Origin of the sequence: Streptomyces sp. NPDC127108 (assembly GCF_042677545.1) — a bacterium.
Classification (GTDB): domain Bacteria; phylum Actinomycetota; class Actinomycetes; order Streptomycetales; family Streptomycetaceae; genus Streptomyces.
Genome location: NZ_JBHXTE010000002.1, coordinates 306670 through 333552, shown reverse-complemented (window position 1 = coordinate 333552; position 26883 = coordinate 306670). Strand labels below are relative to the sequence as shown.

The 26883-nt window shown below is 72.1% G+C and carries 25 protein-coding genes and 1 pseudogene; 11 read left to right on the top strand and 15 right to left on the bottom strand.

Features of this window, described 5'->3' with window-relative positions; genetic code table 11:
- Positions 1 to 576: 576 nt before the first annotated feature.
- The 5 genes and pseudogenes from ACFVHO_RS02890 to ACFVHO_RS02870 form a co-directional block, all read right to left on the bottom strand.
- On the bottom strand, positions 577 to 1236 hold the full coding sequence (locus ACFVHO_RS02890) for a fasciclin domain-containing protein (RefSeq protein ID WP_385709264.1): 660 nt from the start codon (positions 1234 to 1236) through the stop codon (positions 577 to 579).
- Between the two features lie 76 nt (positions 1237 to 1312).
- Positions 1313 to 2920: a molybdopterin-dependent oxidoreductase gene (locus ACFVHO_RS02885; RefSeq protein WP_385709261.1), complete on the bottom strand. Its 1608-nt coding sequence runs from the start codon at positions 2918 to 2920 to the stop codon at positions 1313 to 1315.
- Positions 2921 to 3063: 143 nt separating this feature from the next.
- On the bottom strand, positions 3064 to 3831 hold the full coding sequence (locus ACFVHO_RS02880) for an anti-sigma factor domain-containing protein (protein WP_385709258.1): 768 nt from the start codon (positions 3829 to 3831) through the stop codon (positions 3064 to 3066).
- On the bottom strand, positions 3828 to 4412 hold the full coding sequence (locus tag ACFVHO_RS02875) for a sigma-70 family RNA polymerase sigma factor (protein ID WP_385709256.1): 585 nt from the start codon (positions 4410 to 4412) through the stop codon (positions 3828 to 3830). Before ACFVHO_RS02875 ends, ACFVHO_RS02880 begins: the two co-directional genes overlap by 4 nt.
- A gap of 64 nt (positions 4413 to 4476) precedes the next feature.
- A pseudogene (locus ACFVHO_RS02870) lies at positions 4477 to 4578 on the bottom strand (cyanate hydratase); the annotation flags it as partial.
- 63 nt (positions 4579 to 4641) lie between these two features.
- Here ACFVHO_RS02870 and ACFVHO_RS02865 point away from each other — a divergent pair.
- The 3 genes from ACFVHO_RS02865 to ACFVHO_RS02855 all read left to right on the top strand — a co-directional run bounded on the left by ACFVHO_RS02865 (position 4642) and on the right by ACFVHO_RS02855 (position 6970).
- On the top strand, positions 4642 to 5385 hold the full coding sequence (locus ACFVHO_RS02865; RefSeq protein WP_385709253.1) for a VOC family protein: 744 nt from the start codon (positions 4642 to 4644) through the stop codon (positions 5383 to 5385).
- A gap of 20 nt (positions 5386 to 5405) precedes the next feature.
- Positions 5406 to 6281: a helix-turn-helix domain-containing protein gene (locus ACFVHO_RS02860; protein WP_385709250.1), complete on the top strand. Its 876-nt coding sequence runs from the start codon at positions 5406 to 5408 to the stop codon at positions 6279 to 6281.
- 158 nt (positions 6282 to 6439) lie between these two features.
- Entirely contained in the window at positions 6440 to 6970 is a 531-nt protein-coding gene (locus ACFVHO_RS02855) for a hypothetical protein (RefSeq protein ID WP_385709247.1), read from the top strand.
- A gap of 61 nt (positions 6971 to 7031) precedes the next feature.
- On the opposite strand, the gene ACFVHO_RS02850 is transcribed toward ACFVHO_RS02855, so the two are convergent.
- From ACFVHO_RS02850 to ACFVHO_RS02820, 7 genes are all read right to left on the bottom strand, one after another.
- Positions 7032 to 7268: a helix-turn-helix domain-containing protein gene (locus tag ACFVHO_RS02850; protein ID WP_385709244.1), complete on the bottom strand. Its 237-nt coding sequence runs from the start codon at positions 7266 to 7268 to the stop codon at positions 7032 to 7034.
- Positions 7268 to 7855 (bottom strand): DUF2975 domain-containing protein, encoded by a 588-nt coding sequence (locus tag ACFVHO_RS02845; protein WP_385709241.1) that lies wholly within the window; start codon positions 7853 to 7855, stop codon positions 7268 to 7270. The genes ACFVHO_RS02850 and ACFVHO_RS02845 overlap by 1 nt, the downstream gene beginning before the upstream one ends.
- Before the next feature lie 106 nt (positions 7856 to 7961).
- On the bottom strand, positions 7962 to 8969 hold the full coding sequence (locus ACFVHO_RS02840; RefSeq protein WP_385709238.1) for a hypothetical protein: 1008 nt from the start codon (positions 8967 to 8969) through the stop codon (positions 7962 to 7964).
- Positions 8970 to 9053: 84 nt separating this feature from the next.
- Complete coding sequence (locus ACFVHO_RS02835; protein ID WP_385709235.1) at positions 9054 to 10436, bottom strand: FAD-dependent oxidoreductase; 1383 nt, start codon at positions 10434 to 10436, stop codon at positions 9054 to 9056.
- A 187-nt stretch (positions 10437 to 10623) separates the two neighbouring features.
- Positions 10624 to 11085 (bottom strand): hypothetical protein, encoded by a 462-nt coding sequence (locus ACFVHO_RS02830; RefSeq protein WP_385709233.1) that lies wholly within the window; start codon positions 11083 to 11085, stop codon positions 10624 to 10626.
- A 110-nt stretch (positions 11086 to 11195) separates the two neighbouring features.
- Positions 11196 to 12179 (bottom strand): hypothetical protein, encoded by a 984-nt coding sequence (locus ACFVHO_RS02825; protein ID WP_385709230.1) that lies wholly within the window; start codon positions 12177 to 12179, stop codon positions 11196 to 11198.
- Positions 12158 to 12619: a hypothetical protein gene (locus ACFVHO_RS02820; RefSeq protein ID WP_385709228.1), complete on the bottom strand. Its 462-nt coding sequence runs from the start codon at positions 12617 to 12619 to the stop codon at positions 12158 to 12160. The genes ACFVHO_RS02825 and ACFVHO_RS02820 overlap by 22 nt, the downstream gene beginning before the upstream one ends.
- Positions 12620 to 12962: 343 nt before the next feature.
- Between ACFVHO_RS02820 and ACFVHO_RS02815 the strand changes: the two genes are divergently transcribed.
- The 3 genes from ACFVHO_RS02815 (at position 12963) to ACFVHO_RS02805 (ending at position 17578) form a co-directional block, all read left to right on the top strand.
- The gene (locus ACFVHO_RS02815; protein ID WP_385709225.1) at positions 12963 to 14624 is read left to right on the top strand and encodes a helix-turn-helix domain-containing protein; all 1662 of its coding nucleotides are present in this window, start codon (positions 12963 to 12965) and stop codon (positions 14622 to 14624) included.
- Positions 14625 to 14783: 159 nt separating this feature from the next.
- Positions 14784 to 15479: a DUF4255 domain-containing protein gene (locus ACFVHO_RS02810; protein ID WP_385709223.1), complete on the top strand. Its 696-nt coding sequence runs from the start codon at positions 14784 to 14786 to the stop codon at positions 15477 to 15479.
- Positions 15476 to 17578, top strand: a complete 2103-nt coding sequence (locus ACFVHO_RS02805) for an ATP-binding protein (protein WP_385709220.1) — start codon at positions 15476 to 15478, stop codon at positions 17576 to 17578. Before ACFVHO_RS02810 ends, ACFVHO_RS02805 begins: the two co-directional genes overlap by 4 nt.
- 141 nt (positions 17579 to 17719) lie before the next feature.
- On the opposite strand, the gene ACFVHO_RS02800 is transcribed toward ACFVHO_RS02805, so the two are convergent.
- Positions 17720 to 19138, bottom strand: coding sequence for a hydrolase (locus ACFVHO_RS02800; protein WP_385709218.1), 1419 nt, complete (start codon positions 19136 to 19138; stop codon positions 17720 to 17722).
- 237 nt (positions 19139 to 19375) lie between these two features.
- On the opposite strand from ACFVHO_RS02800, the gene ACFVHO_RS02795 reads away from it, so the two are divergent.
- Positions 19376 to 21814 carry a hypothetical protein gene (locus tag ACFVHO_RS02795; protein ID WP_385709216.1) on the top strand — a complete coding sequence of 813 codons (2439 nt, stop codon included), beginning with the start codon at positions 19376 to 19378 and terminating at the stop codon, positions 21812 to 21814.
- A 47-nt stretch (positions 21815 to 21861) separates the two neighbouring features.
- Here the strand turns inward: ACFVHO_RS02795 and ACFVHO_RS02790 are convergent, their stop codons facing one another.
- On the bottom strand, positions 21862 to 22530 hold the full coding sequence (locus ACFVHO_RS02790; protein WP_385709213.1) for a DUF4157 domain-containing protein: 669 nt from the start codon (positions 22528 to 22530) through the stop codon (positions 21862 to 21864).
- A gap of 253 nt (positions 22531 to 22783) precedes the next feature.
- On the opposite strand from ACFVHO_RS02790, the gene ACFVHO_RS02785 reads away from it, so the two are divergent.
- From ACFVHO_RS02785 to ACFVHO_RS02770, 4 genes are all read left to right on the top strand, one after another.
- A complete protein-coding gene (locus ACFVHO_RS02785; RefSeq protein ID WP_385709211.1) occupies positions 22784 to 24385 on the top strand; it encodes a phage tail sheath family protein in 1602 nt (533 codons plus the stop codon).
- A gap of 140 nt (positions 24386 to 24525) precedes the next feature.
- A complete protein-coding gene (locus tag ACFVHO_RS02780) occupies positions 24526 to 24969 on the top strand; it encodes a phage tail protein (protein ID WP_385709208.1) in 444 nt (147 codons plus the stop codon).
- Positions 24969 to 25475: a hypothetical protein gene (locus tag ACFVHO_RS02775; RefSeq protein WP_385709205.1), complete on the top strand. Its 507-nt coding sequence runs from the start codon at positions 24969 to 24971 to the stop codon at positions 25473 to 25475. Before ACFVHO_RS02780 ends, ACFVHO_RS02775 begins: the two co-directional genes overlap by 1 nt.
- Positions 25472 to 25630 carry a DUF6760 family protein gene (locus tag ACFVHO_RS02770; protein ID WP_087886307.1) on the top strand — a complete coding sequence of 53 codons (159 nt, stop codon included), beginning with the start codon at positions 25472 to 25474 and terminating at the stop codon, positions 25628 to 25630. The genes ACFVHO_RS02775 and ACFVHO_RS02770 overlap by 4 nt, the downstream gene beginning before the upstream one ends.
- A gap of 728 nt (positions 25631 to 26358) precedes the next feature.
- Here ACFVHO_RS02770 and ACFVHO_RS02765 read toward each other — a convergent pair.
- Entirely contained in the window at positions 26359 to 26565 is a 207-nt protein-coding gene (locus ACFVHO_RS02765) for a hypothetical protein (RefSeq protein ID WP_385709202.1), read from the bottom strand.
- Positions 26566 to 26883: the final 318 nt, after the last annotated feature.

Below are 26883 nucleotides of genomic sequence, written 5' to 3'. Positions count from 1 at the left end.
CGCTGGTGCGTGACCCAGCCGGTGGTTGTTTTCTTGGCCGGTAGTGGATGTCTGACAGGTACTTAAGTGCCTGGAGAGGCGCATGACCAGAGAATCCCAAGATTGCTCGGTTGCCCAGACACAAGTTTCGGCCACGCGGCAGGCGGGAGTAGCCATCTGTGACGGGCCCCGTAAGGCTCCGCACACAGCCGGTGAGCTGCCGGGCCCCGGACGCTCCCAGCCCCGCGCCCTCGCGCATGCGGAACCGGGCCGCCACCCTCGACGGACGCGGACATACCCAGGTTGACCTGGTCTTATGTCGCGCTCAACGCAGGATGCGGCCGTCCGTACAGCGGGGGCGGCGCCGGTCGGCTCGCACCGCGGAACACACGGTCGACCACGAGCCGGACCGGTCGTACGCTCCGGCGAAGGAGCGTACGACCGGTCCGTCAAGAGGGCGCTCCGTTCGTCATGGACCTTCTGAGACTGGCCGGATGACGCGATCGTCACTGACTGTGATCAGAGCCGTCGTGGTCGGTGATCCGGCCGGACGAAGGAGCACGGGGCGCTCGGTGTCAGCTCTTGGGCATCTCGGTGTCACTTCTTGGGCATCAGGACCGTGTCGATGATGTAGACGTTCGCGTTGGCGGTCTTGACGTTGCCGCAGACGACTTCGGCCGAGTCGTTCACCTTGTACGACTCCCCGGAACCGGATGTCGTGAGCTTGGACTTCTCCAGCGTCGCGTAGGAGCCGCTCTCCAGGTCCTTGGGCGCGAGCTGCTTGCCGACCACGTGGTAGGTGAGGATCTTCGTGAGCTGGGCCTTGTCCGCGAGGACCTTGTCCAGGTCCGCCTTGGGAATCTTGGCGAACGCGTCGTTCGTCGGCGCGAAGACGGTGATGTTCTCGGCGTTGTTGAGCGTGTCCACCAGACCGGCCTTCTTCACGGCGGTGACCAGCGTGGACAGGGCCGGGTTGTTGGAGGCTGCGGTGGCGACGGGGTCCTTGGCCATGCCGTCGAAACTGCCCTTGCCGTCCTTGGGCACGGACGCACAGCCGGGGCCGAACGGCTCCGTCATGCTGCCGGTGTCCTCGGAGGGGCTCGCGGTGGTCTCGTCCTTGGCGGCCGAGGACTTGGAGCTGTCGGACGAGGCGCTGTCCTTGCTGTCGTCGGAGCAGGCCGTCAGGGCCAGCGGGAGCATGGCGACCGAGGCGATCGCGACGGCGGTGCGGCTGAGACGGCGGGATGCGGTGTTCATTTCTTCTCCTGGGGAGACGGGCGCAGCAGTTGGGCTGCGCGTGGGGGGCAGGAAGTGTTCGGGCAGAGAGTCCGGTTCAGTCGACGGTGACCACCACCGAGTGCCGACCGCTCGCCCCGTCGGGGATCGTGCGGGTCCGCCGAGCGGTCTGGATCGCGCCCGCACGGTCGGTCGCCCGCACGGTGAGGGTGTGGCCGCCGGGGGTGGCGGCCCAGGGGAAGGACCACTGGCGCCAGGTGTCCCTGGTGTCCTCCGCGGCCAGGTCGGCCGGCCGCCAGGGGCCGTCGTCGACGCGCACCTCGACCTTGTCGATGCCACGGTGCTGCGCCCAGGCCACCCCGGCGACCATCACCGTGCCCGCCTTGGGCCTGGCGAACGGTCGGGGGGTGTCGATCCGGGACTGGGTCTTGATGGGTGCCTTGCGGGCCCAGTCGCGCTTGACCCAGTACGGGTCGTAGTCGTCGAACGTGGTCAGCTCGATGTCCTCGATCCATTTGCAGGCGGACACGTAGCCGTACAGGCCCGGCACGAGCATGCGGACGGGGAAGCCGTGCGCGAACGGCAGCGGCCGGCCGTTCATGCCGAGCGCGAGCATCGCGTCGCGCCCGTCCATCACGTCGTCCACGGGGCTGCCGATGGTCATGCCGTCCACGGACCGGGCCACCAACTGGTCCGCGGGGCCGCCCCGGGACGGGGGCACGACGCCGCACTCGGTGAGCAGGTCCGCCAGCCGGACCCCGATCCAGCGGGCGTTGCCCACGTAAGGGCCGCCGACCTCGTTCGACACGCAGGTCAGCGTGATGTCCCGTTCGATCAGCTCACGCCCCAGCAGGTCCGCGAAGGACACGGTCGTCTCGCGCGTGACGCCCTTGCCGTGGATGCTCAGACGCCAGGTGTCGGCGTTCACCTTGGGCACCACCAGTGCGGTGTCCACTCGGTAGAAGTCCTTGTTGGACGTGGTGAAGGAGCTGACTCCCGGCACGCGCACCTGAGCGCCCCTGGGCACGGCGCGGGCGGGCGAGGCCGGGGAGGGCAGCTCGACGGCTGCGCGGGAGGCGATGGCCGCCTTGCCGCGAGAGGCGTTGAACGACCTGCCGAGTGCCCCGACCCCCGCCGAAGCGGCCGCGGCGACCGTGGCCGCGATGACGAATCCACGCCGGTCCCACTCGCCGGTCGCGGGCCGCTCCGCGCTCGGCGCGTCCCCGGACTCCGACGGGGCCTCGGCCCGGTCGCCGCCGGGGGCGGAGGCGGTGGCCAGGCGGCCGCTGAGCCCGTACAGCAGACCCGCCCCGGCGACCGCCCCCGCCAACGACGGGAAGGCGTCGCGGAACCCGGTCGAGTCGGGCCGACCGGTCGCGGCCAGCGCGCCGATCAGCCCGAAGACCAGCACCCCCGCCGCCCCGACGAGGCGTCGTCGCAGGGCGACCAACCCCAGCGCCATGGCCAGCAGGGCGAGCACCGCGAGGATGCCCAACTGCAGGACGAGTTTGTCGTTGGTGCCGAACTCCTTGATCGCCCAGTCCTTGACCGACGCGGGCGTGCGGTCGATCGCCGCCCCGCCGACCGCCACCACAGGGCCCGCCTCCGGCCGTACCGTGGCGGACACCAGCTCGGCGACGGCGAGAGCGGCGAAGCCGGCCAGCAGTCCGCTCGCGGCACCCGCCGGCGCCCGCCACCAGTCCACTGGTCGCCGCAACACCCTTCGCTCTGATCTCACGTGGGGAATCCGGTGCCGGTGGGCTCACGGATTGGTCCGCCACTCGAAAGGGGGAGAACGGGAAGGCCGTCGGCAGAGGGAGGCGGCGGGAGAACGGGAAGGCCGTCCGCTCAGGTGGGAAGGCTCATGAGCGCCACCGGCTCGGTGGTGGGCCGCGCCGACCCTCCGGCGGGCTCCAGCGTGATCCCCATGCCGGTGGCCCGGTCGACCGGCCCGTCCATCAGCATCGCCGCGTCGTCCTGGCCGGGGTCCATGAGACCGGCCGGGCGCATGGACCCGTTGTCGCTGAACCACAGTTGGTAGACCTTGCCCCGCGGAGGCTCGGGCAGACCGGCCGCGATGAAGGCGGCCCGGTTGCGACTGGCCGACACCACGACGGCGCCGCTGGCTCCGTCGGCGAACCTGCTGGTGCGGGACTTGGCATCCGGGGCGGCGAGCACCGCCGCGAGCTCCTGCGACCGTTCCTGGGCCTGCTCCTGGGCCTGCCGGGCTTCTTCGCGGGCGTCCTGGGCCTGCTGATGCTGCCAGAGGGCGACGCCGCCGAGGGCAGCGGCCGCGGCGACACAGGCGGCGAGCGCCCATCGAGGTGCCCATCGGGTCCGGTGCGGTGTCCGGTCGGGACCGGCGTCCGGTTCGGCGCGCGGAACGTCCTGCCGGACGGTGGCGATACGACGGAGCACCTCGTCCCTCATCCCCCGGCGGGGCATCGCGGCGACCGCGAGTCCCAGGCGCGTGGCGGCCTCGGACAGCTCGCGCACCTCCTGGGCACACGCGTCGCAGTGCGCGAAGTGCTCCTCGGCCTGCGCGCGTTCGTCGTCGTCCAGCGCGTCTGTGGCGTAGGCGCCGGTCAGCGTGTGCGGGTCGTCGGCGATGGTCATGCGCTCACTCCCAGGCAGTCGCGCAACCGGATGAGGCCGTCGCGCAGCCGGGTCTTGACGGTGCCCAGGGGCAGGGCGAGGAGTTCGGCCACCTGCCGGTAGGTCAAGCCGCGGTAGTAGGCGAGGGTGACGGACTGGCGCTGCAGTTCGGTCAGGGTGCGCAGACATCTGCGCACCTGTTCGCGTTCCAGGCGGGCCTCGACCTGCTCGGTGACCTCGTCGAACTCCGGGGTGTGTGCCAAGAGGGCGGCCTTGTGTTCACGGGCGGACGAGGCTTCCACGGAGCGGACGCGGTCCACCGCGCGACGGTGGGCGAGGGTGAGGATCCAGTTCATGGCCGTGCCCCGGTCGGGTCTGTAGCGGGGCGCGGTGCGCCAGACCTCCACCAGGACTTCCTGGGTGACCTCCTCGGACTGGGCGTGATCACGCAGGACGCCGCGTACGACGCCGAGGACGGGGCCCGCCGCGACGTCGTAGACACCGGCGAACGCCTCCTGCTCGCCACGGGCGACCCGGGCGACCAGCTCTTGGAGGTCGGGGCCCGGTGTCACCCGGGCTCCGATGTGCACGACTTCCTTCACGCGGTGAACCTCCGGCACTAGTGCTTCGCACCAGTGATTCGTCACCGACGGCACGGCGGATTGGTGTGATCGACGATCGTGGCGCAGGGCTGGGGTCGGCGACCTTCCGCACGTCCAGCTTGAAGTTGATCGCGGAGATGATGCCGTCGCCGAACTGCTCGTGGACCCCGCGCCTTCGCCGACCGGACCACCCGGTGGGCGCGGGCCGGGACGGCATAGAGTCGTGTTCATGGCACTGCGACCCGTGCAGGTGAACTTCAAGGCCCTCGACGACTCGGCGGTCGGACGGTTCTGGGCGGAGGCGCTCGGCTGGGGCGTCTCCAGCGAGGCTCCCGGGGTGACCGGCGTCGCGCCCGGCGGGGACTTCGTGTGGCCGGACGCGACCGCCGTCCGCATCGACGTCGTGGCCGTACCGGAGCCCAGGACGGCGACGAAGAACCGCCTCCACATCGACCTCGCCAGCACCTCCGCGACCCATCAGGAGGAACTGGTCGCGCACCTGAAGGCGCTCGGTGCGACGCCCGTCGACGTGGGTCAGGGCGATGTGCCGTGGACGGTCCTCGCCGACCCGGAGGGCAATGAGTTCTGCGTCCTCGAACCCCGGGAGATCTACCGGGACACGGGACCGATCGCCGCCGTGGTCGTCGACTGCGCGGACCCGCGGGCCATGGACCGGTTCTGGGGCGAGGCGATCGACTGGACCGTGCACGAGGTGACCGACGAGCACGCGTCGCTGCGCTCCGCCGAGGGGGTCGGCCCGTATCTGGAGTTCCTCCGCTCGACCGACGGGCACACCGTGCCGGACCGCCTCCGCCTCGACCTGCTGCCGTACTCCGGGGATGACCAGGACGCGGAGGTCGCCCGGCTGCACGCCCTCGGCGCCCGCGACATCGACCTCGGCCGGGGCTATGTCCCGTGGCGGTGCCTGGCCGACCCGGAGGGGCACGAGTTCCGCGTCCTCGCGGTCCGCTGACGCGCGGGGAGGGAACGGGCATGCCAGGGCGCGGGATCGGGAGTGCTGTCGGCCGGGGCGTCGAGATGACGCCCGTGGGCGGCGGCCGGTGGCGCGTGACCCGGCCCTGGCCGCCCGGTCTGCGCCCCTATCTGCACAGCTACGCCGGGTACTGGGAGGCGACGGTCTCGCCCTTCCGGGTCCGGCTCGTCCCCACGGGCCGCGCCGCCGTGGTGATCAGCCTGGGGGCGCCGTTCGCCCAGGTCCGGCGGCTGCGGCCCACGGGCCCCGCCGAGCACGTGGTGGGGTCGCTGGTCGCGGGACTGGAAGACGGGCCCCGGGTCCTTGACCACCCCGGCGGCCAGGAGGCGATCCGGCTCGAACTGACGCCGCTCGGGGCCTACCGGCTTTTCGCCATGCCGATGCGGGAGTTGACCAACCAGGTGGTCGAGCTCCCGCACGTCCTCGGCCCCCGCGCCGGAGAGCTCGTGGAGCGGCTCGCGGCCACCAGCGGCTGGGGAGCCCGGTTCGACCTGCTCGACGCCGCGTTACTGGCCCGCCTCGGGCGCGGCCCTGAACCCGCGCCCGAGGTGGGCCACGCCTGGCGGCTGCTCTCCCGTTCGGGCGGGGCCGTGCCGATCGCCCGTATCACCGCCGAAGTGGGCTGGAGCCACAGCTACTTGGTCCGCCGCTTCACCCAGCAGATCGGTCTGACACCGAAGACGGCCGCCCGCGTGCTCCGCTTCCACCGGGCCATGGGGTTGCTAGCCAGCACGGAAGGCGACCTCAACGACGTGGCCGCCACCTGCGGTTTCTACGACCAGGCCCATCTGAACCGTGAGTTCCGCGCCCTCGCCGACATCACCCCCGGCGAGATGGCCGCCGCCCGCCCGGCGGAGGGCGCCGTCCCGCTCTAGGGCTTGCGGCCGTCTCCTTCAGGGCCCGTGCCGCGCAGGTCATATTTGTCCAAGCCAGCCCGCCCGTACGTCACTAAGGTCCCCGACTGTGATCTTCGGGCCACCGGCCCGGGGTCCAGTACGTCGACGCACGGCACCATCACTTCAGGGGGACCCCGATGTCGAATCCGAATCAGCCGGCACGCCGCGGGCGGTGGGAGCGCTACAAGGTCACGCGCCCGTTCTCGCCCCAGGACCTGGCCGGTCTGTGGGGCGCCATCGCGGGGGTCGTGCTCCTCGCCGTGCTTCTCGGCTGGGCGCTCGACATGAAGGGCGGTGTGGTGATCGTCGCCGCGATCCCGTTCATCTCGTCCTGGTTCGACTCCAAGCGGATCCTGTTCCAGTTCGACGCCGCCGGAGTGCGGGTCGGCAATGTGCTGCTGCCCTGGAACGACGTCACCCAGTTCGTCGTGGCCACGCCCCCGAACAGCGAGGAAGCGCTGATCGGCGTACGGCTGCGGGACGGCGCGCGGCTGCCCGCCGGGGCGGAGGTCCCCCCGGCCCACCCGGCCGTTCCGGCGCCGATGTACGTGGCCGTCCAGCGGCAGAAGCTCGACCTGGCCAAGATGGTCGCCAAGTCCCGCAAGTACGCCCCGAGCCACATCCAGATCGTGGTCGCCGAGCCGTCCGGGGAACGCGTCGCATCCTGAGCCCGCGCCAGGGCTTCCCACACACCACTGCGGTACGGGGCCCCCGCCCGGACGAGCCGACTCAGGGCAGCGGCTCGTCCGGGTCGTGGGTGATCAGGTCCCCCGGCTGGCACCGCAGGACCTCGCAGATCCGCGACAGGGTCGAGAAGCGGATGGCCTTGGCCCGGCCGTTCTTGAGCACCGACAGATTGACGACGGTGATGCCGACCTGCGCGGACAGCTCGGTCAGGGTCATGCCGCGCTCGGCGAGGATCCGGTCCAGGTGGATGCGGATCGCGTGGAGTTCCTCCTCGGCCATCAGATGGTCCCTTCGAGGTCCTCTCGCATCCGTACGCCCTCCCGCATGATCTTGCCCATCACGAGTGCGGCGAGGCCGGCGAGGACGAGTCCGAGGGACCCGGACATCTCGGGCCCGGAACCCACGATCGGCGCCATGCTCCCGACGAGCCAGGAGTGCGACCAGCCGACGACGAGACTCGCGACGGGGGCGCCCGCGGCGACGACCCAGCCGAGCGTGGAGAGCCGCCGGGCCACCGTATCGGTGAACGGCCCCTTCTCCACGACGGCATCGAGGAGCCGGGAGAAGAGCAGCAGCGCGACGGCGCCGAAGAGCAGCCAGGGCAACTGGCCCCCGAGGTCGGCGGCGCGCTGCCCCACGGAGGGACTGTCCTGGCAGAGGCGGGTGCCGCTGCCGGTCGCCTCCACACCCTTCTCGACCGAAATGGAGCCCGGCGCCACCTCGGTGTTGCGCCAGAAGCCCGTCTCCACGCAGACCGCGCCGTCGTCGGCCAGGTGCGTGATCGCCATGCCGATGAAGCCGAGCCCACTGAGCACCGCGAGCAGCAGGGTCACCGAGGCCAGGGTCCTCGTGAGTCGCGTGTTCACCGCATTCCTCCCTATCGATTTTCGATATGGCCACCGTAGCGGGCCATATCGATAATCGACAAGTCACGGCTCGGCGCCGATCGCGGGTCGCGCCGTCGGCCCCGGCCTAGCCGCCGACCCCGGCGGGGGCGGCCGCCGGTGCGAGGTGGTCGTCCGCGAAGCGCGGCACCTCGTCGTTCTCGTCCCGGTTGCCGTTCTTCTCGTGGATCCACTTGCCTGCGAGGGCCGGGATCCACGCCGAGTACTCGCTCTGGGTGAGGTCGGCGGCTATCTCCGCGCCGCGCCGGTTGAGGTCGGCGGCGGGCAGGGGGAGCGTCGGGTCGATGCGCTCGGACGGGGAGCCCACCATCGCGGCGTCCCAGACCTGCAGGGCGAAGGTCGTGCAGTTACGGGCGGGTGTGCCCGCCCAGCCGCCGGTCAGCAGGTACTTCCAGCTCGGCAGGAGCGTGTACTTCTCGTCGGCCTGCTCACGCCGCGCGATCTCCCGGTCGAACGCGGCCTGCTGGGTGGCGCTGAGCGTCTTGCAGCGGGCCGCCCGGGGCGCGTACGCGCCGTCGCGGTCCTGCTTGCGGCTCGGCCGGTCCCACTCGACCAGGGGCTTGCCGGGCGCGTTGATGTCGTAGCCGGTGTAGTTCACGGACATGCCGTCCACCGGGCTGCCGTCGCCGTTGCGGCCGTCGGGGTCCTCGGGCTGGAAGGAGTACGTGTCGTAGCGGGCCGTGCCGCCCCCGGCGAGCTGCCGCTGGAAGGCGCCGCCGGAATTGAAGTGGACCAGCCAGCTGTGGCCGAAGACGTGCTGGCTCACGTTGAGTTCGTACAGGAGCTTGTTCGTCTGCTCGCCGTAGGAGAGGCGGCCGTACTTGGTCTGGAAGTCCTCGGACTTCCAGAGCGCGTGGGCGCGGGTGCCGACGTCCCAGACGTAGCCGCCGGTGGTCTTGTCGGTGATCTCGGTGCTGTAGACGCACAGTGTGTTCTCGGCGGGCGCGGCGGCGGCCGTGCGGGGCTCGGACGCACGGGGCGCCGACGGCTCCGCGGCGACGGCCGGGGAGGCGCAGAGCGCCGCGGCCAGGGCGGTCGCGGCGCAGGTCAGGGGGAGGAAATTACGGAAAGTCACGGCAAAGGTATACATCTGACGAGCCGTCGATGATCATTTCATGATCGATTTCTCGCCAGGGCCGACTGCCTGGTTCGGCGTGGTTCAGCGCGTGCGGCGGGTGAGCGCGCGGCGTACCACCTTGGCGAGCACGGCCGGGTGGAACAGCAGCGTGGGCGGGGCCGACATGTTCAGTACGCGGACGAACCGGGCCCAGACATCCGGGTCGCCCACGGCGAGCGCGAAGACGTGCTCGTTGTACCAGTGGGCGAAACGGGCGGGAAGTGGCTGGTCGCCGGGGGCCCACATCAGGTCGGAGCTGGTGGCCATGGTCCACGGGACCTTGATCAGGCGGGCCGCGCCGCGCTGGTAGGCGCGGCTGAGGCCGTCGAGGCCGGACGCGCCGCCCCGGCGGCGGGCCAGCAGGCGGCCGAGCAGGTCCGCTTCGAGCGCGCCGACGGTGAGACCCTGTCCGTACACGGGGTTGAACACGCAGACCGCGTCGCCGACCGCGATCAGGCGCTCGGGCCAGCGGGGGTTCTTGTGGTGCAGCCGCCACTCGTTGCCGGGGTTGGTGTAGCGGTGGATCTCGCCCTGCCGGGTGCCGCGCTTGATCTGTTCGGCGAGGCGCGGGTTGTCGAGGGTCTGGGCGAAGTCCAGGTAGCCCTCGTCGTCGGTGGGCGGCACGTGCTGGTCGAAGCCGAACAGCGAGCACATCCAGCGGTGGTGCTCCACGGCGAGGACCACCCCGCCGCGCGGGACGCCGGGCGCGAAGGCCATCTGGTACGCGACGTCGAAGTCCGGGCCGTCCTCGCGGTCCCGCGGCGGGCGTTGGTAGCACGCGGACGTATAGGTGATCTTCGCCTTGATGACGGTCTTGCCGGACACCGGCAGGTGCGCGTCGGTGAGCCAGCGGTCGATGGACGTGGCGCGGCCCGACGCGTCCACGACCAGGTCGGCGGTGACCTCGACGGACTCGCCGGAACCCGCCGTGCGGTAGCGCACCCGGTCCAGGCGGCCGGGTGCGCTCCCCGTCACCGTCTCGCAGTGGGTGGCCGCGAGCAGACGCACCGGCCCGAGCGCCGACACCCGCTGCCGCAACCGCCGTTCGAGCTCGTCGCGCGTGAACGTCTGGATGGACACACCGACCGGCTCACGCGGCGCGAAACCGGTCGGCAACAGGAAGCTGATCCGCTCGCCGTAGTCGAAGACGGGCGCCCCGATGTCCGCCAACTCTGCCCGCAGCCCGGGGAACAGCCCCTCCAGCGCCTCACCGCCCTTCGCGAGCAGCGCGTGCGCGTGATACCCCTGCGGAATGTGCGGGTGCACCCCCGTGTCCGGCCGCACCGGGTCACGCTCCAGGACCACCACTTCGCCGAAGTGATCGGCGAGAACCCGCGCGGTGACAAGACCGGCGTACCCCCCACCGACGACGACGGCCCGCTCCCAGCGGGGGGCGGACTGGGGGCTGCGCTTGTTCGTGGCCATGGACCCGTCCCGTTCCTCTCGGCGCTCGGCTCAGATCTGGTGCCACTTCACCCTGAGTCACGGAGGCGATCAAGACCGACCGGGGAGCGCACGGGAGCACACGACGTCGCGTCGCCGCCCAACTCGGCGAACGGCAAAGACCGTTCGGGGAGGTGGACGGCGCTTCACGCGGCGGCTGGTGCGGGTGTCAGCTCACCATCCAGTGGCAGTCGAACACCCACCGGTGGGAGCTGATGGTGTTGTTGATGCGCACGCCGTTGGTGTAGACGTCCGAGGGCTGGTCCAGGTCGTCGGCGTACTTCTCGCCGCGGGTGAGGCAGGCGTAGCCGCCCTTGTAGTCGGAGTGCTCGTAGAAGGCGACGATGTCGTAGGTGTCGGGGAAGCCGTTGTTCATGACGGAACCGGCGCGGTCGTTGGCGTTGTAGACGTCACCGCTCTTGTCCCAGTTCACGTCGTTGTCGGTGTCTTCCGCGATCATGCCGCCGTAGCAGTCCTTGGCGTCGAAGGCGCGGACGTTGCCGTCCGTCGGGTTGTCCAGGTAGATGCCGTTGCAGTTGGGTCCCGCGTGGGCGGTGGTCGTCGGGACCATGACGGCGAGGGCCGCTATTCCCAGTGTGACGGCGGCTGTTCGGGTTCCTGTTCGGCGCATGGCGGTTCTGCTCCTTTGTGGTGTGGGCTTCTTGTGGTGTGGGCTTCTTGTGGTGCGGGTTCTGGGGTGTGGGTTTCTTGTGGTGTGCGGGTGGCGTCCGGGGGGGGCGGTCACGACGTGCCGACGATGTCCCGGGCGCGGTCCAGGGCCGCTCGTTGCAGGCGGCTGTGAGTGCGGATCTCGCGCTGGATCCTCGTCGGGAGCGCGGCGCGCAGGGTGTCCTCGGTCCGTTGGGCGATCTGGCGCAGTCGGGTCTCGCGGGCGCAGCGGGCCTCCGTCACCGCGAGCCGGACCTCGGCGGCGAAGCGGGCGTCGGCGGGCAGCTTCGGGATCCGCGTGCGCAGCCGATCGCGGGCCGCCGCCGGGGAGGCGAGGGTGTAGCCGTGGGTGCGCACGCAGCGCGACCAGGAGGCGACCGCGGCCCGGTAGGCGGGGGCGCGCGTGAGCTTCGAGGCGTACAGGGGCGTCAGGTTGGTGGTGGTCTTCTCGGCCGTGAACCACGTCCGGTGGTCGCCGTAGAGACGCTTCTCGGCGTACGCCGTGCAGCCGCCCAGCTTCTTGCTGATCGTGGCGCCGGTCGGCAGGGTCACCTTCATCTCGGGCGCGTCGGGCCCGCCGGTCAGGGCGTCGAGGTAGGCGGTGCGGCGCGCGCCCGTCAGGGACTTGAGGTGGACCAGGTTGGGGTTCTCGCGCTTGGCCTTGGCGGCCTTCGCCTCGATCCTGCTGCCGTAGCCGTGCTCGCGGGCCCAGCGCGGATCGTCCAGTACCGGCCCGACGGGACGGCTCTCCGCCACCGACAGGGGCAGCCACACCCGGTAGTCCTGGCCGCGCCCGGTCATGCAGGCCGCGATGAGGGCCTGCTCCGCGTGGGCCAGGCGGTACCGCTCGGTGTCGCTCAGGCGGCGCGGCGCCGCGTCGTGGCCTGCCGTCGTGGCGGGCGCGTCGGCCCCGGGGCCGCATGCGGCAAGCGGTACGACGAGGAGTACGGCGGCGGCGAGGCCCAGCGGGACACGTGCGCGTGCGGGACGGGACGAGGGCCCCCGGCGACCCCTCGGCGCCGGGGACCTCGCCGTCAGCCGATCGTGACGAGACACGCCGGCTTGCTCCCGGTTCCCGAGCAGGAGGCGTCGTCGAAGTCCGTGATCTTGGTCCAGACGCCCTTCTTCTTCGTCCCCTTGGACACGATCACCGGCGGCACCGTGGGCAGCGGAAGCATCATGTGGAGGGAGTACGCGTTCCGCTCGAAGGTGAAGCCGTCGACGTCCCCGCCGTCGTTCGGACCACCGGCGTCCTGACCGGGGTCCAGGCGCTGCTGCCTGCACTTGAGGTTCTCGAAGTTCGCACGGCGCGCGTCGACCGTGTTGTTCCAGACATCGCACCGATGCACGCGACCGTTGCCGCTGAACGACGCGAACTCCATCTCCTTGTTGGTGCGGTTCACGACCTCGCCGTACCTGGCCGCCGACGCGTCGCCGCCTGTCGCCGACGCCGCGCTGCCCGGCGTGAGTACCGCCGCGCTCGTCGCGATCAGCACCGGCAGCACGAACTTCGTGGCCGCTCGGCCCTTTGCCCGTGGAGCCCGTGGAGTGCGCGAGTTCCGTGGAGTACGCGAAGTCCCTTGAGTACGCGACGTGCTTGAAGCGCTCGAAGTCCTTGAAGGCACAGCTCTTCCCCCGAATCCGTCCGCGACCGCCACCGGCCTTCCCGGCGACGACGGGACCGACTGTGCCGCCGCCCGCCGCCACCCGGCCAGCGCAGCCGCGTCCCCGCTCGCCCGGGGACGCCCGCCACGCCGTTGACCTGCCATGTCTCCCTCGGGTTGGGACAGGCGTGGGATGCTGGGCGCGAGCTGAAAGGCCGTCACGGGGGTGGGGGACTTGGCACAGGCACGGGAATGCCGGGAACTGGCCGGTGCGCTGACGGGACTGAAACAGCGCAGCGGGCTGAGCTACCAGGAGTTGGGGCGGCGCGTCTTCACCAGCAGCTCCGCCCTGCACCGGTACTGCAGCGGGAAGGCGGTGCCGCGCGACTACGGACTCCTCGTCCGCATAGCCACCGAATGCGGGGCCTGTCCCGACGAGTTGAACGAACTGCTGCGGTACTGGAGATCGGCGACGGGCGGGGCGCGAGAGACCGAGCCCGGTCCAACTGCGGCCACGACCACGGCTCCAACTCCGGCTCCAGCTCCAGCTCCCGGCACAAGACCGCCTCCCCGCCCCGACCACCCCCCGCGCCGCCGCCCACCCGACCGGCACCTCGTCCTCGCCCTCCTCATGGCGATCGTCGTCCTGGGCACGGCCGTCGCCAGCACGCCGGACACGAGCGCGCCCCCGGACGTACCGGTGCCCGCCGGGGCGACGAGCTGGTCCCAGGCGCCGCTCCCCGTCGATCCGGCGCTGTTCGGTGTGACCATGAACAGCTTCAGCGGGGCCATGCCCGCGTTCCGGGTGGGTGCGGTGCGACTGTGGGACAGCGAGACGCGCTGGGCCCAACTCCAGCCCCGGCGCGGGGAGTTCGACTGGTCCACGCTCGACCGGCTGCTCGGCGGCGCCGAACGGGCGGGGCTGCCGACCCTGTTCGTCTTCGGAGCCACCCCGACCTGGGCCGCCCCGAAAGCCCGCAAGGCCGCGTACGGAGACGGTTCCCGCGCGGCACCGCCCGACGACCTCGACGACTGGGACGCCTTCGTACGGGCGCTGGTCCGGCACGCGGGCGGCCGCATCGACGCGTACGAACTGTGGGTCATGGGCAACCACGAGCACCACTACAACGGCAGCGTCCGGACGCTCGTCGACATGACGCGCCGCGCGAGCCGCATCATCCGGGAGCACGACAGGGACGCGACCGTCGTCTGCCCCTCCGTCACCGAGCTGTGGACGGCCTCGGCGCACCGGTTCCTGCTGCGGTTCGCCGAGCTCGGCGGCTATCAGCACTGCGACGCGGCCGGCATCAAGCTCTATCAGCACCGGGTCACGGATCCGCCGGAGACCATGCTGGAGGCGGTCCGGAGCGTCGAGCGGACCTTCCAACGGGCGGGCTACCACCTGCCGTTGTGGAACACGGGCACCACGCAGACCCTGCCCCTGAACGACCCGCTGCCGGAGGACCGGGCGGCCGACCACGCCGTCCGCTTCTATCTGACGGGCCTGTACGCGCGCCAGGTGCGGCGCATGTACTTCTACGCCTGGGGCAACAGCAAGATCCCCGTCGTCCTCCAGGCCGAGGGGCAGCCGCCCGCGAAGGCCGGGCTCTACGTCGGCCGCCTCCAGCAGTGGCTGGCCCACGCCCGGGTGCGCTCCTGCGGGCACGGTGTGCAGATCGACCTGCCCGAGAACGTGTGGCAGTGCGAGTTCCTGATCCCCGACGAGCACGGCACGGCGCGACGGGCCCGCGTCCGCTGGACGCTGACCGGCACGGCGGACGTCCCGGTGGGCGGCGGGGCGAAGGCCGTCCGGTACCTGGACGGGCGGGTCCGCGAGGTCGACGGCCAGGACAGCGAGCGGATCACCGAACGGCCCCTGCTCGTCCAGTACGGGTGAGGCGCCGGCCGACCGGGCGGCGGGGGCGGGACTTTGAGGCACGGAACTCTGCCCCGTCGTCGTCCCCGGCGTGCGTGCGGCCCGGGGCGGGCGGGGAGCACGATCGGTCGCGGGGCGGCGCGGGGCCGGTCCCGGCGGGCGGCAGGCGGGAGCGCAAGCGTGATTCATGAGGTGGACGAGGTCCTCAAGGGCCTGCTGCGCGGCGGGGCGCTGGCCGGTTCCGGCATCGACGTGTCCTTCGACGTCCCCACCCGTGACTGGGCCGCCCGGCGCAACGCCCCTGTGATCAACGCCTACTTGTACGACATCCGGGAGGACTCCTCGCGACGGCAGCGCGGCCGCTCCCCCGTGCGCGACGAGCGGGACGTCGTGGTGCGGCGCCGTCGGCCGCCGCGCTGGTTCCGGCTCTCGTACCTGGTGACGGCCTGGACGAAGACCCCACAGGACGAGCACAGGCTGCTGTCCGCCGCCCTTGCGACGCTGCTGCCCCACGAGTTGCTGTCCCCCCGGGAACTCCCGGACGCGCTCGGCCGCCTCGGCCTGACCGTGCCGGTGACGGTCGGCGGCACCCAGTCGGAGTCCCGCTCCCTCGCCGACATCTGGTCCGCGCTCGGCGGCGAGCTGAAGCCCTCCCTGGACGTCGTGGTGACGGCGCCCTTCCCCGCGGTCCCCGACTACGACGCCGGGCCCCCGGTCACCGAGGGCGCGGCGATCCGGATCCGCGGTGTGGACGGCGGCCCGCCCCGGTCGACGGAGCGCGCCCACCGGCCCCATCAGGTGGCGGCAGCCCGTGCCGCGCAGCAGCAGGCGGCCGAGCGCGAGCGGGCGGCCGCGCGACGTACGGAGGGGGCATGAGCGCGTCGTTCCTGGAGGACCCCTCGTTCCTGGAGGACCCCTCGTCCCTGGAGGCCCCCTCCCGCACCACCGCCCGGTCCCACGCCCCCGGCACCCACGAGGACCCGGCCCACCCCCTCCTCGCCCGCCTCGCCGACCTGCGGCGCACGGTGACCGCCCTGGTCGAGCACCGCTCCGCGGACGACCCCACCGCGAACGACCCCCTGCGCGGCCTCTACGTGCCCGAGGACGCCGTGAACCATCTCCTGAGCACCTGGCCGGGTGGCGCGCAAGACACAGAGGGCGCGGAGGGCGCCGACGTCCCGCCGGGCGCCCTGGATGGGTGGCCGCACGGCATCGACGACCGGCTGGCCCGGACGGCCGCCCGGACGCGGCTGACCGAGCTGGACACGGCCGTCGTGCTCATCGCCCTCGCCCCCGACCTCGACCGCACCTTCGAGCCGCTCTACGGCTACCTCAACGACGACGTGAGCCGCCGCCGCGCCACCGTGGGCCTCGTACTCGACCTGTGCGGGGTGCCCGCGCACCTGGCGGAGGCCCGCGCCCGCTTCCACCCCTCGGCGCCGCTGCGCGCCCACGGCCTGCTGACCGTCGAGGACACCGAACGGCCGCTGCTGTCCCGGGCGTTGCGCGTGCCCGACCGTCTGACCGCCCACCTGCTGGGCGACGACACCCCGGACGCCGCGCTCCTCGGTGGTCTCGCCCCGATGCCGGAACCGCCGCCCGCCGCCGGGCACGACGAGGCGTTCGCCAAGCGGCTCGCCGCCCGGCTCGGCGAAGGCCCGCTCGCCGTCTACCTGCGGGAGCACCGCGAGGGCGACGCCCTGGCGACCTTCGCGTCCGCCCTGCGCACGGCGGGCGTCGACGCGCTGCGCTACTCCGGCGCCGCGGACCACGTCCCGGAGCTCCTGCGCGAGGCGCGCCTCAGCGGCCGGGCGGTCGTGGTGTGCGGCCTGCCCGACCGACCGGGCCCGATGGTCGAGGAGTTGACCGCGGCCACCGACGTGACCGTGCTGCTCGCCGACCCCCGCCCGTACGACCCGCAGTGGTCCGCGCACGACCCGCTGGTGCTGCAGGCACCCCGGCTCCCCACGGGCGGTACGACCGTCTGGCGCACCGCGCTCGGCCCCGGCGCCGACGCCTTCGACCTGGCCGGGACCGTCGCCCCGTACCACCTCGGCGGTGACCGCGTGGGGCGGGCCGCCCGCGCCGCCGCGGCGCTCGCCGCCTTCGACGGGACGCCGCTGAGCGCCGCCCACGTCCGGCTCGCCGCCCGTCGGCAGTCGGCCTCGGGGCTGGAACAGCACGCCCGGCGCATCGAACCCGACGTGGGCTGGGACGACTTGGTGCTGCCCGCCGGGCCGCTCGCCCAGCTGCACGAACTCGCGCTGCGCGCCCGCCACCGTGACCGGGTCCTCGGCGACTGGCGGCTCAGCGCGGGCGGCGGCCGCGGGCGCGGTGTCCTCGGCCTGTTCGCGGGCGAGTCCGGGACCGGCAAGACGCTGTCCGCCGAGGTGATCGCCGCCGATCTGGGCGTCGACCTGTATGTGGTGCAGCTGTCGTCGGTCGTGGACAAGTACGTCGGCGAGACCGAGAAGAACCTCGAACGGATCTTCACGGAGGCCGACCGCACGGACGCGGTGCTGCTCTTCGACGAGGCCGACGCCGTCTTCGGCAAGCGCTCCGAGGTCAAGGACTCCCACGACCGGTACGCCAACCTGGAGAGCGCCTACCTGCTGCAGCGCCTGGAGTCCTTCGACGGCATCGCACTGCTCACCACCAACCTGCGGGCCAACATCGACGACGCGTTCACCCGCCGCCTCGACCTGGTGGTCGACTTCCCCTTCCCGGACGCCGAGCAGCGGCTCGCGCTGTGGCGGCACGGTCTCGCGCACGTGCCGCGCGTGGACGGCCTCGACACCGGGCCGCTCGCCCGGGACTTCGAGCTGTCCGGCGGCGCGATCCGCGGCGCCGTGGTCACGGCCGCCTACCTCGCGGCGGGCCGGGACGAGCCGGTGGGCGCGGGCGATCTGCTGGAGGGCGCGCGCCGCGAGTACCGCAAGGCGGGGCGGCTCGTGCCGGGTGAGGCGAACTGGTGAGGGGGCGCACAACGGCGCGGGGCCGGTGGCCTTTGACCAGGTCACCGGCCCCTCGCCTCGTGTCACGCCCCCACGCGTCACACGCTGAAGCGGACCGCCTCCGGACCCGTCACACGGTGAAGCGGACGGCCTCCGGACCCGTCAGACGGTGAAGCGGACCGCCTCCAGCTGGAGGTTCAGTTCCATGGGGCTGCCGCCGTACGTCCACTTCCCGGGTTCGGTGCAGGACTGCCCCATCCACTGCTTGTCCTTCACGTACGCGTCGTGGCACACCGAGCCGTCGAAGACCTGCATGGTGTATCCCTGCATCGGGTTGACGTCCCCGTCGGTGCTGCCGAGGTACAGGTTCGTCTCGTCGTCCGCTGTCTCCCACTCGTCGCCCTCCCGCCAGCCGTCGACGACAAAGGCGCTGGCTCCGGTGACGCCGTTGGTGCTTGAGACCGCGACGTTGAGGGCCTTGACGGCCTTGCCCTGGCCCACCGAGCCCGCCTCGGCGCCGTCGCACTCGGGCTTCTGCCAGCCGCCGTCCGCGACGTAGACGCGGTAGCAGATGTGCCGGCCCTCCTCACGCTCGGCGAGCTTGCGCACGGCGGTGGCCGCGGACACCTTGCGCGGCTTCTTGTCCTTCTCGGGCTCGTCGCCCCCGCCGCCTCCGCCCCCGCCGCCTCCACCGCCCTTCTCCTCCTCGTCGCCCCCGCCGGACTTCTCGGGCTCCTCGTCCGGCTTGTCCTCGGGCTTCGGGGGCGCGCTCTTGATCGGGGCGGACGGGCTCGGCTTGGCGATGGCGCCCGCCTTCTCGGGCTTCTCCAGGGCCGCGCTCCTCACCTGCGGCTTGTACGTCAGCCAGATCATCAGGAACGCGATGGACAGCGCGAGGAGCAGTCCGAGCGTGGTGGCGAGCCAGCCCGGCAGGAACCCGCGCTGCACATAGGTGCCGTCGACCTCCATCGGCTCGGTCCCGGAGCGCCGCACGGTCAGCGCGTACGGCTGTTCCTGCTTGGAGCCGAACCAGATGATCTGCTTGGGCCGCAGCGTCGCCTTCACGAACGCGGCCCGGCCGGGCTCGATCTGGACGTTGCCCGGCTGCAGGTCGTACGACAGCTTGTCGCCGGTGTCGCTGCCGCTGAGCGAGGCGGTGACCTTGGTGTTGCCGAGGTTGTCCACGGCGAAGCGGGGCCGCCCCCGGAACCGGCCCTTCACGGTGGGCGGCACCAGTTCGGCGCGTACCTCGGTGAAGGGCGTGATGGTGAGGTTGCCTTCGGGGACGGTGACCGCGTCCGGGTGTTCCGTCGGGGAGATCCGCACCGCGTACGGGTTCGGTCCGGCGGTCGCGTCCGGGGTGCGCGGCGGTGCGAACGTGAGCTCCACCGTGCCGGTCGTCCCCGGGTAGAGGCGCAGCGACCGTGGCTCCACCGTGGTCCAGGGCGCGAGGGCGCCGACCGGTTCGAAGTGGTACTCGTCGACGATGTCACCGGTGTTGCGCACCCGCAGCCGCACCGTGGTGCTGCTGCCGGGGTCGACGGTCGCGGACGCTGGTTCCAGGGAGGTCCAAAGGCTCACGCCCACGACGCTAGGAGCGGACGCCGGTCGTGTCAGGAGGCCGCCGGGCAGACCCGGTTGCCCCGACGGGCGGCGGCTGCGGCAGGTCGGGCAGCGCCGGGCGGGGCGCCCCCGGGGCAGCCGGGTGTGCCCTCGTGGCCACCCCCGCGGCCCTGTGCCGCGCGCGGCGGCCACGGCACCATGACGGCGACTCTCGCCGACGTTGGACGGCGACCCCCGCCGACGTTGGAGGCGCTCATGCGGCAGCGGCAGACCGACCACCGCGGTCACGAGCGACGGGAGGGACGCGACGAGCCCCGCCACCGGTCGGCGGCCCGCTCCCCCTCTCCCCTGCCGCGCACCGCCGAGGGGATGACGCCCGCCGGTGTGCGCGCCATGGCCGACGCGGCGGGCAACGGGGCCGTGAGCCGGGTCCTTTCCGTGCAGCGTGCGGGTGAGGGCAGCGGGTCGGGGAAGCGCTCGCGGAAGGGGGCTTCCCGGCGGGACGACAAGGCCGTCTTGAAGGACATCAAGACCGAGGTGGACGGGCCGCCGCTGGTGAACTACGGCGCGCGGCGGCAGGGCCGGGCGCACGAAGAGTTCTGGATGCGGTTTCCGCGCTTCAAGGACGGCGAGGAGGCCGAGGAGACCCTGCACGAGACCAGTGCCCTGCTGTTCGACAGCATGAAGGGCGCCCAGGAGCGGGCCAAGCAGGAGGATCCGGACCGCGACGCGGAGGACGCCAACAACCGCGAGGTCCAGGGCATGCTGATCAACGACCGGCTGCTCTTCGCCTCGAACTTCAACTCGTCGGTCGACACCCTCGTGAGCCAGGGCCGGCAGGTGTACGGAAAAGAGCCCACACTGCAGGAGCTGTTGGCGTTCCAGCAGAGCGACAGCGGGCACCGACGGGGCATGCACCCCCACGAGGCGGCGAACCTGCAGCGGAAGCTCGCGAGCTACCGGCGCAAGAACGCCGCGATCGTCAGCGGACAGCGCGGCGCGGGCGAGCAGGGCCGGGGCGAGGACGCCACTGCCCTGACACTGCGCGCGCAGCTGAACGCCCCGGTCACGGTCGTGGACATCGAGGACAAGAAGCTCAACTCCTACATCACGAGCCCCAAGTACTCGGGCCGCGTGTTCCTGCTCCGGTTCGCGGCACTGGACCCCAGGGCGAAGAAGCAGGGCAAGTACATCGGGCAGCCGACCCAGGAGGAGTCGCTGCACGCGGAGCAGAAACTGCTCCTCGCCCTGAGCCGCGCCGGCATCAGTCCGGGGCAGGCGGTCACGAGGCCCCTCGCCATCATGGGAAAGTACCGCCCCTGCATGGGCTGCGCCGCGGCGTTGATGTACTACCGGAACGAGATGGGTTTCGGCAATCTCCGCTTCGACGAGAACTACGGGCACTACTTCCAGGGTGCCGTGGGCTCCGTGAGCGACCATCTCAAGCACATCATGGACGACGACTACCTGAAGTACATCAGGCAGATGGTGCACAACGACATCACGAGCACCCCCGCCATGGCGCACGAGGCGGCCCCGGCGCAGGCCGTGCACCGCAACGGCGGCCCCTCGCTGAGGGTTCCCGGGCGTCTCGCGTCCCGGCACGCGGACGTGACACCGTCCGCGAGCGACGCCGAGTTCGACGAGGCCAACACGTACACCCGTGTCTCCCGGCCGCTGGAGAAGACCTGGTCGGAGGAGACCGCGCCCGCGGGCATCGGCAAGGGCAAGGCGACGCACACGGCCCCGCGCCGCAGGACCGACGAGCTCACCGAGGCGCAGGCACAACAGCTGTACGTGCTCTGGAACGGCCGGAACGGCGTTCACGCCACCAACGAGGACCGCCGGCAGGCGATCGAGCTGATGTCCCGCTACCGCACGACCGCCATGATGACCCTCAAGCACCTCGGGAAGGCCATCGACCTGTCCGAGGGCAAACTCGGCCTCTATCTCACCGAGTACGAGGAAAAGGGCCACAAGACACACATGCCCCAGCGGTCCAACAAGGCCCCGAAGTCCGATGCCCCGAAGAGCAGGAAGAAGGGCGCGGTGGACAAGCAGTTCCCCAAGGGGATACCTCTCGACCGGGCGGCCAAGGACACCATCAAGGCGACCATCCGCGGCCTGTCCGGCTACGACTGGTGCGCCGATTGGGAGAGGCTCCACGCGGGCAGGTCCGGCAGCGACCTGAACCCCATCAAGGCCCCCCTCGACCTCCTCGCCACACTCGCCCGGCTCCGCCGCGACGGCCACTACAGCGTCCCGGAGATGTCCGCGTACCTGCACACGGGCTCGAACGGGGACAATCTGCGGAAGGCCATCAGGCGCAAGGGCCTCGACCGGCTCGCGGAGCTCGAGGGGGACTCCGCCGCGGCCTCCTCGCCCCAGGCGGACCAGTACGCCGCGCCTTCCCCCGCGCAGACGGACCACTACCAGGCGGGCTCCTCGTCGCAGGCCGACTACTACGCCCCGGGCTCCTCGTCACAAGCGGGCTACGGCGGCGAGAGCAGCGCGGCCGGTGCGGGATACGCGCCGCAGGCGCCCGAAGTCCCGGGTTTCACCCTGCATCTCGACACGCTCGGGCAGGCGATCTACATCGAGGACGACACCGGCCACCACTACATCCGCGTCGGCGGCAGGATGGTCCGGTTCCAGACGACTGCTGACGAGGACGTCCAGATGGGCGGCTTCTGACCGGCCGCGACCGGCGGCGTGGCGCCGGCCTCGTGGCCGGCGCCACGTCAGCCCTCGTCGTCCGTGTCGTGCCCGGCCGGTGCCGGACGGCCGGGCAGCGTCAGGTCGGGCGTCTCGCCCCGGGCGACCTTCTTGCCGTTCGAGGCGGCCTGGAGCTCGAAGGGGTCGCCGGGGCTGGAGACCTTGACGCCGGTGCCGTCGTCGGTGCCCGCGACGGGCCCCATCGCGTTCTGGAAGCGGTGCCCCAGCTCGTGGAACATCACGTCGTCGGGCAGGTTCGGCTCGGCGGCGATGATGTGCGGTCCCACGGTGTAGGCGAGGGCGCCGAACTCCCGGGCGGACTGCTGCGCTTCGGGGCCGTCGTGCTTGCGTACGTCACCGAAGTTCATGCCGTACGCCTGCTCGGCCCGCTCCCGGATGCGCGGCTCCAGCGGGGCCCCGGGCGAGGCGATGGCGGCACCCAGGCCCACCTGCCGCTGCATGACCGGCTGTTCACCGGACGGCTCGGTCTGCCCGTGGCCGCAGCCGGGGCCGTGCGCGTGCCGCTCCTCCTCGACGGCCCGCGACACGGCGGCGTTGCCCGCGAGGCGCTGGAGGCTCAGGATCCGTCCGGCCGACGTGGCGGGACCGGGCGCGCGCCGCGGCCCGGCCGGGCGCGCGCGGTGGGCCTCGGCCTGGTCGCCGGTCTGCTTGGCCGGTGTTCCGTGTGCGTGCACGACGCTCCCCTTCGGCGCGGGACAGAGCTGACCCACCACCCTTGACCGGCCGGTCCCGGCCCGCACAGGTCCACGGGGGCACCCTCGCGGGCACGCCTGCGGGCGCCGGGTCCGGACCTCCGGCCGACCGGATTCGCCAACTGCCCCTGCGGGCACGGACGTTGCCCCGGTCCCGGCACCTGGGGACGTTTCAGTGGCGGCAGGCGGCCGCGAGGGTGGGAGCGTCCCGTCCCGTACCCGAGGAGAGCAGAGCATGCCGTCCTACCTGTCGCCCGGCGTCTACGTCGAGGAGGTGGCCAGCGGTTCACGTCCGATCGAGGGGGTGGGCACCTCCGTGGCGGCCTTCGTCGGGCTCGCGCCGGCCGGACCGCTGAACGAGCCGACCCTGGTGACGAATTGGACGCAGTACGTCACGTCCTTCGGCGACTTCACCGAGGGCTACTACCTCGCCCACTCCGTCTACGGCTTCTTCAACAACGGCGGTTCCGCCGCGTACGTGGTCCGTATCGGCGGCTCCGCCGAGGGCGCGTCCGCGGACGGCGAGGCACCGGCGGCGGTGACCGGCACGGCCGCCGCTCCTGCGGCGCTGCCCGCCGCCGAGGCTAAGCAGCTGGGCACGTTCTCCGTGGCCGCCACCGCGCAGGGCAGCACCGGGAAGCTGTCCGTGGAGGTCGCCGACCCCGAGGGCGAGGGCACAGCCGACCGCTTCAAGCTGATCGTCAAGGACGGCGACAAGGCCGTCGAGTCGTTCGACGTGAGCGCCAAGAAGGGCAGCCGCTCCTACGTCGTCGCCCAGGTCAAGGAGCGCTCCAAGCTCATCACCGTGACGGAGGCCGCGGCGGCGGCACAGCTCGCCCGTCCGGAGAACCAGACCGTCGCCCTGGCCGCGCCGCCCGCCCCCGCGGCGCCGCTGCCCGCGCCGACGGAGCGGGCGGCGTCCGGGCACGCGGGTCCTGCCGAGTACCTGGGCGACTCCTCGGACCGCACCGGCTTCGGCGGCCTGGAGGCCGTCGACGAGATCTCCATGGTGGCCGTGCCCGACCTCATGGCCGCCTACCAGCGGGGCACGATCGACCTGGAGGCCGTCAAGGCCGTCCAGCTCGGGCTCATCGCGCACTGCGAGCTGATGGGCGACCGGGTCGCGGTCATCGACCCGCCGCCCGGCCTGAATGCCCGTCAGATCCAGTTGTGGCGACAGGAGACGGCGGGCTACGACTCCAAGTACGCCGCCCTGTACTACCCCTGGCTGAAGTCCTTCGACCCGGCGTCGGGTCAGGCCCGCATGGTCCCGCCGAGCGGCCACGTCGCCGGGATCTGGGCGCGCAACGACTCCGAGCGCGGTGTGCACAAGGCGCCCGCCAACGAGGTCGTGCGCGGCGCCGTCGACCTGGAGCTGCAGATCACCCGCGGCGAGCAGGACCTGCTCAACCCCATCGGCGTCAACTGCATCCGCGCCTTCCCCGGCCGCGGCATCCGCATCTGGGGCGCCCGCACCCTCTCCTCCGACCCCGAGTGGCGCTATCTGAACATCCGCCGCTACTTCAACTACCTGGAGGAGTCGATCCTGATCGGCACCCAGTGGGTGGTGTTCGAGCCGAACGACCACGCGCTGTGGGCCCGCATCCGCCGCAACGTGTCGGCGTTCCTGGTCAACGAGTGGCGCGGCGGCGCGCTCTTCGGCCAGCGGCCCGAGGAGGCCTTCTACGTCAAGTGCGACGAGGAGACCAACCCGCCGGAGTCGGTCGACCTCGGCCGGGTCATCTGCGAGATCGGCATCGCGCCGGTCAAGCCCGCGGAGTTCGTGATCTTCCGGTTGTCCCAGTTCTCCAGCGGGAGCGGGGAGTTGGAGGAGTAGGCCGCCGGGCCAGGACCCCTCGCGCGTACGCCCGTCGTGAAGAAGCGCGCCCATCGCCAAGAAGCCCCGAAGCCCCGAAGCTCCGAAGCTCCGAAGCTCCGAAGCCCCAAAGATCCGAAGCCTAGAAGGACTGCGAACACATGAGTCTCATGCAGGGTGACTCCCTCACCTCACACAACTTCGGTCTGCAGATCGACGGTGTGATGGTCGAGTACCTCGCGGAGGTCAGCGGCCTCACTCTCGAACAGGACGTCATCGTCCACCAGCAGAACTCCGCGCAGGGCAAGCCCGAGGTGAATCTGCTGCCGGGCGTGCAGAAGAACGGCCAGTGCACGGTGGTGCGCGGCATGACCCAGTCGTCGTCGTTCACGACCTGGATCAACGACTCGATCAACGGCCAGATGAGCACGGCCCGCAAGAACGCCTCCATCATCATGATGGACTTCCAGGACAACCCGGTGAAGCGCTACAACCTGCGCAACGCCTGGTGCAGCAAGGTCGACGCCAGCACCCTGAAGGCGGGCGAGGCCTCCGCGCTCACCGAGACCGTGACCATCGTCTTCGAAGAACTGGTCATCGAGTAATGCGGCGCACGGCAGCCGGTGCGCCCGGCGCGGGCACGGCCGCCGCGCCGCCGCAGGCCCCCCAGACCGCGGCGGCGGGAGCGGATTCCCCCGTCCCGTCTCCCGCCGCCGCACCCTTCGACGCGAACCCCCGTGAGCTGCGCACCGAGTTCCCCTTCCAGCTCCCGCGCGGCTACGTCGACGAGTCGGGCACCGTGCACCGGGACGGCGTGATGCGCCTGTCCACGGCGCGGGACGAGCTGGTCCCGCTGCGCGACGTGCGGGTCCAGGAGAACCCGGCGTACCTGTCGGTGGTGCTGCTCGGCCGCGTCATCACGCGCCTCGGCACGCTGCCGATGGTGCACGACGGGACCGTGGAGTCCATGTTCGCCTCCGACCTCGCCTTCCTGCAGGACTTCTACCGGCAGATCAACGCCGAGGGCCACACCCGCGCCGCGGTGGAGTGCCCGCACTGCTCCGAGCCGTTCGAGGTGGAACTCGGCGGGAGCCGCCTGGGGGAATCGTGACGTACGCGACCGACCGGCTGCACGAGGAGATCGCGTACGTCGCCTACCACTTCCACTGGAGCCTGGCGGCGATCCTGGACCTGGAACACCACGACCGCCGCCGCTACGCGGACCAGATCGCGTCCTTCGTGACGCGCGCCGGGGCGGAGGGCTGAGCTGTGGGGTTCTTGAAGCGGCTGCGGGGGCAGCTTGCGGGTGACACGGGCGGGGAGGGGCGGGTTGTTGCCGCTTCGGACGGGGCTGCGTCCGGTGGCGCCGAGTCCGGTGGTTCCGGGTTCGGTACCCCTGTGCCCGGTCCGCCGCCCGTGGCCGCCTGGCCGGGGCTCGCGCCGATCCAGCGCGCTGTGCCCGAGGGGCGGGCCGGGGTCGCGGACGCCGCGTTCGGCACGCGGCTGCCGACGTGGCAGAACCCGTCCTTCGCCGGATCCTCGGCCCTCACGACGGTCCTGGACTCCGGCTCCGGCGGCCTCTTCTCGGGGGCGCTGACGGAGTCGGCGCGACCGGTGACGGGGCTTGAACGGCCTTCGGGATCCCTGCCGTTGGGGAGTGCGGGGGCCGGGTCCGGGGCGGGAGCCACGGGTCGGCGGATGCCGGTGGTGCCGTTGCGGGCGGTTCCGGGGACGGGAGCGGTTTCGTACGGGGGTGGGACGGCGCCCGCTGTGCGGAGCGCGGGGGCGCGGGAGGTCGGGTCCGGTGGGCGTCCGGCGTCGGGGGCTTCGGTCGGGTCGGCGTCAGTGTCGTCAAGTGCCTCGGCGTCGAGGGCTTCGGCGTCGAGGGCTTCGGCGTCGAGGGCTTCGGCGTCGAGTGCCTCGGCGGTGGCGTCCGCGCGTGCGGCGGCTTCCGTGGCCGGGGCGGCGGCGTCCGGGGCCGGGGCGACGGCGGTTCAGCGTGCTGCTTCGGCGGGGGCGGCTGGTTCCGGTGGGGCGGCCGGTTCCGGTGGCGCACCTGGTGCCGGTCCTGTGGCCGTCTCGGAGGTGTCCGGCTCGGCGGACGTGTCGGGGCCGTCCCGTGCGTTGCCGGTTCCGGCTCCTGCGGGCGAGTCGTCGTCTCCTGCGCTCGCCTCGATGCCGGTGGTGCGGGCGAGTGCCACGGGCCCGGCCTCCTCGCCGACTCCGGCCCCGGCTCGCGGCGTCCGCGTGTCCCCCGTACCGCTGGCCGCGCCCCCCGCAGCACGGCCCCGGCCCCTGACGAAGGCGCCGACCGCGTCGACGGCCGTGCAACGCCGTGCCCTGCCCGTCGCACGACGGGAGCCCACGCCTGCGCGGACCGCGAGCAGCACGTCGACCGGGGCATCGCCATCGGCAACGCCATCGGCACCAGCACCAGCACCAGCACCAGCACCAGCACCAGCACCAGCCGACCCTAGCGCCCCAGCACAGCGCGCGGTCCCCGCACCGTCAGCCCCGGC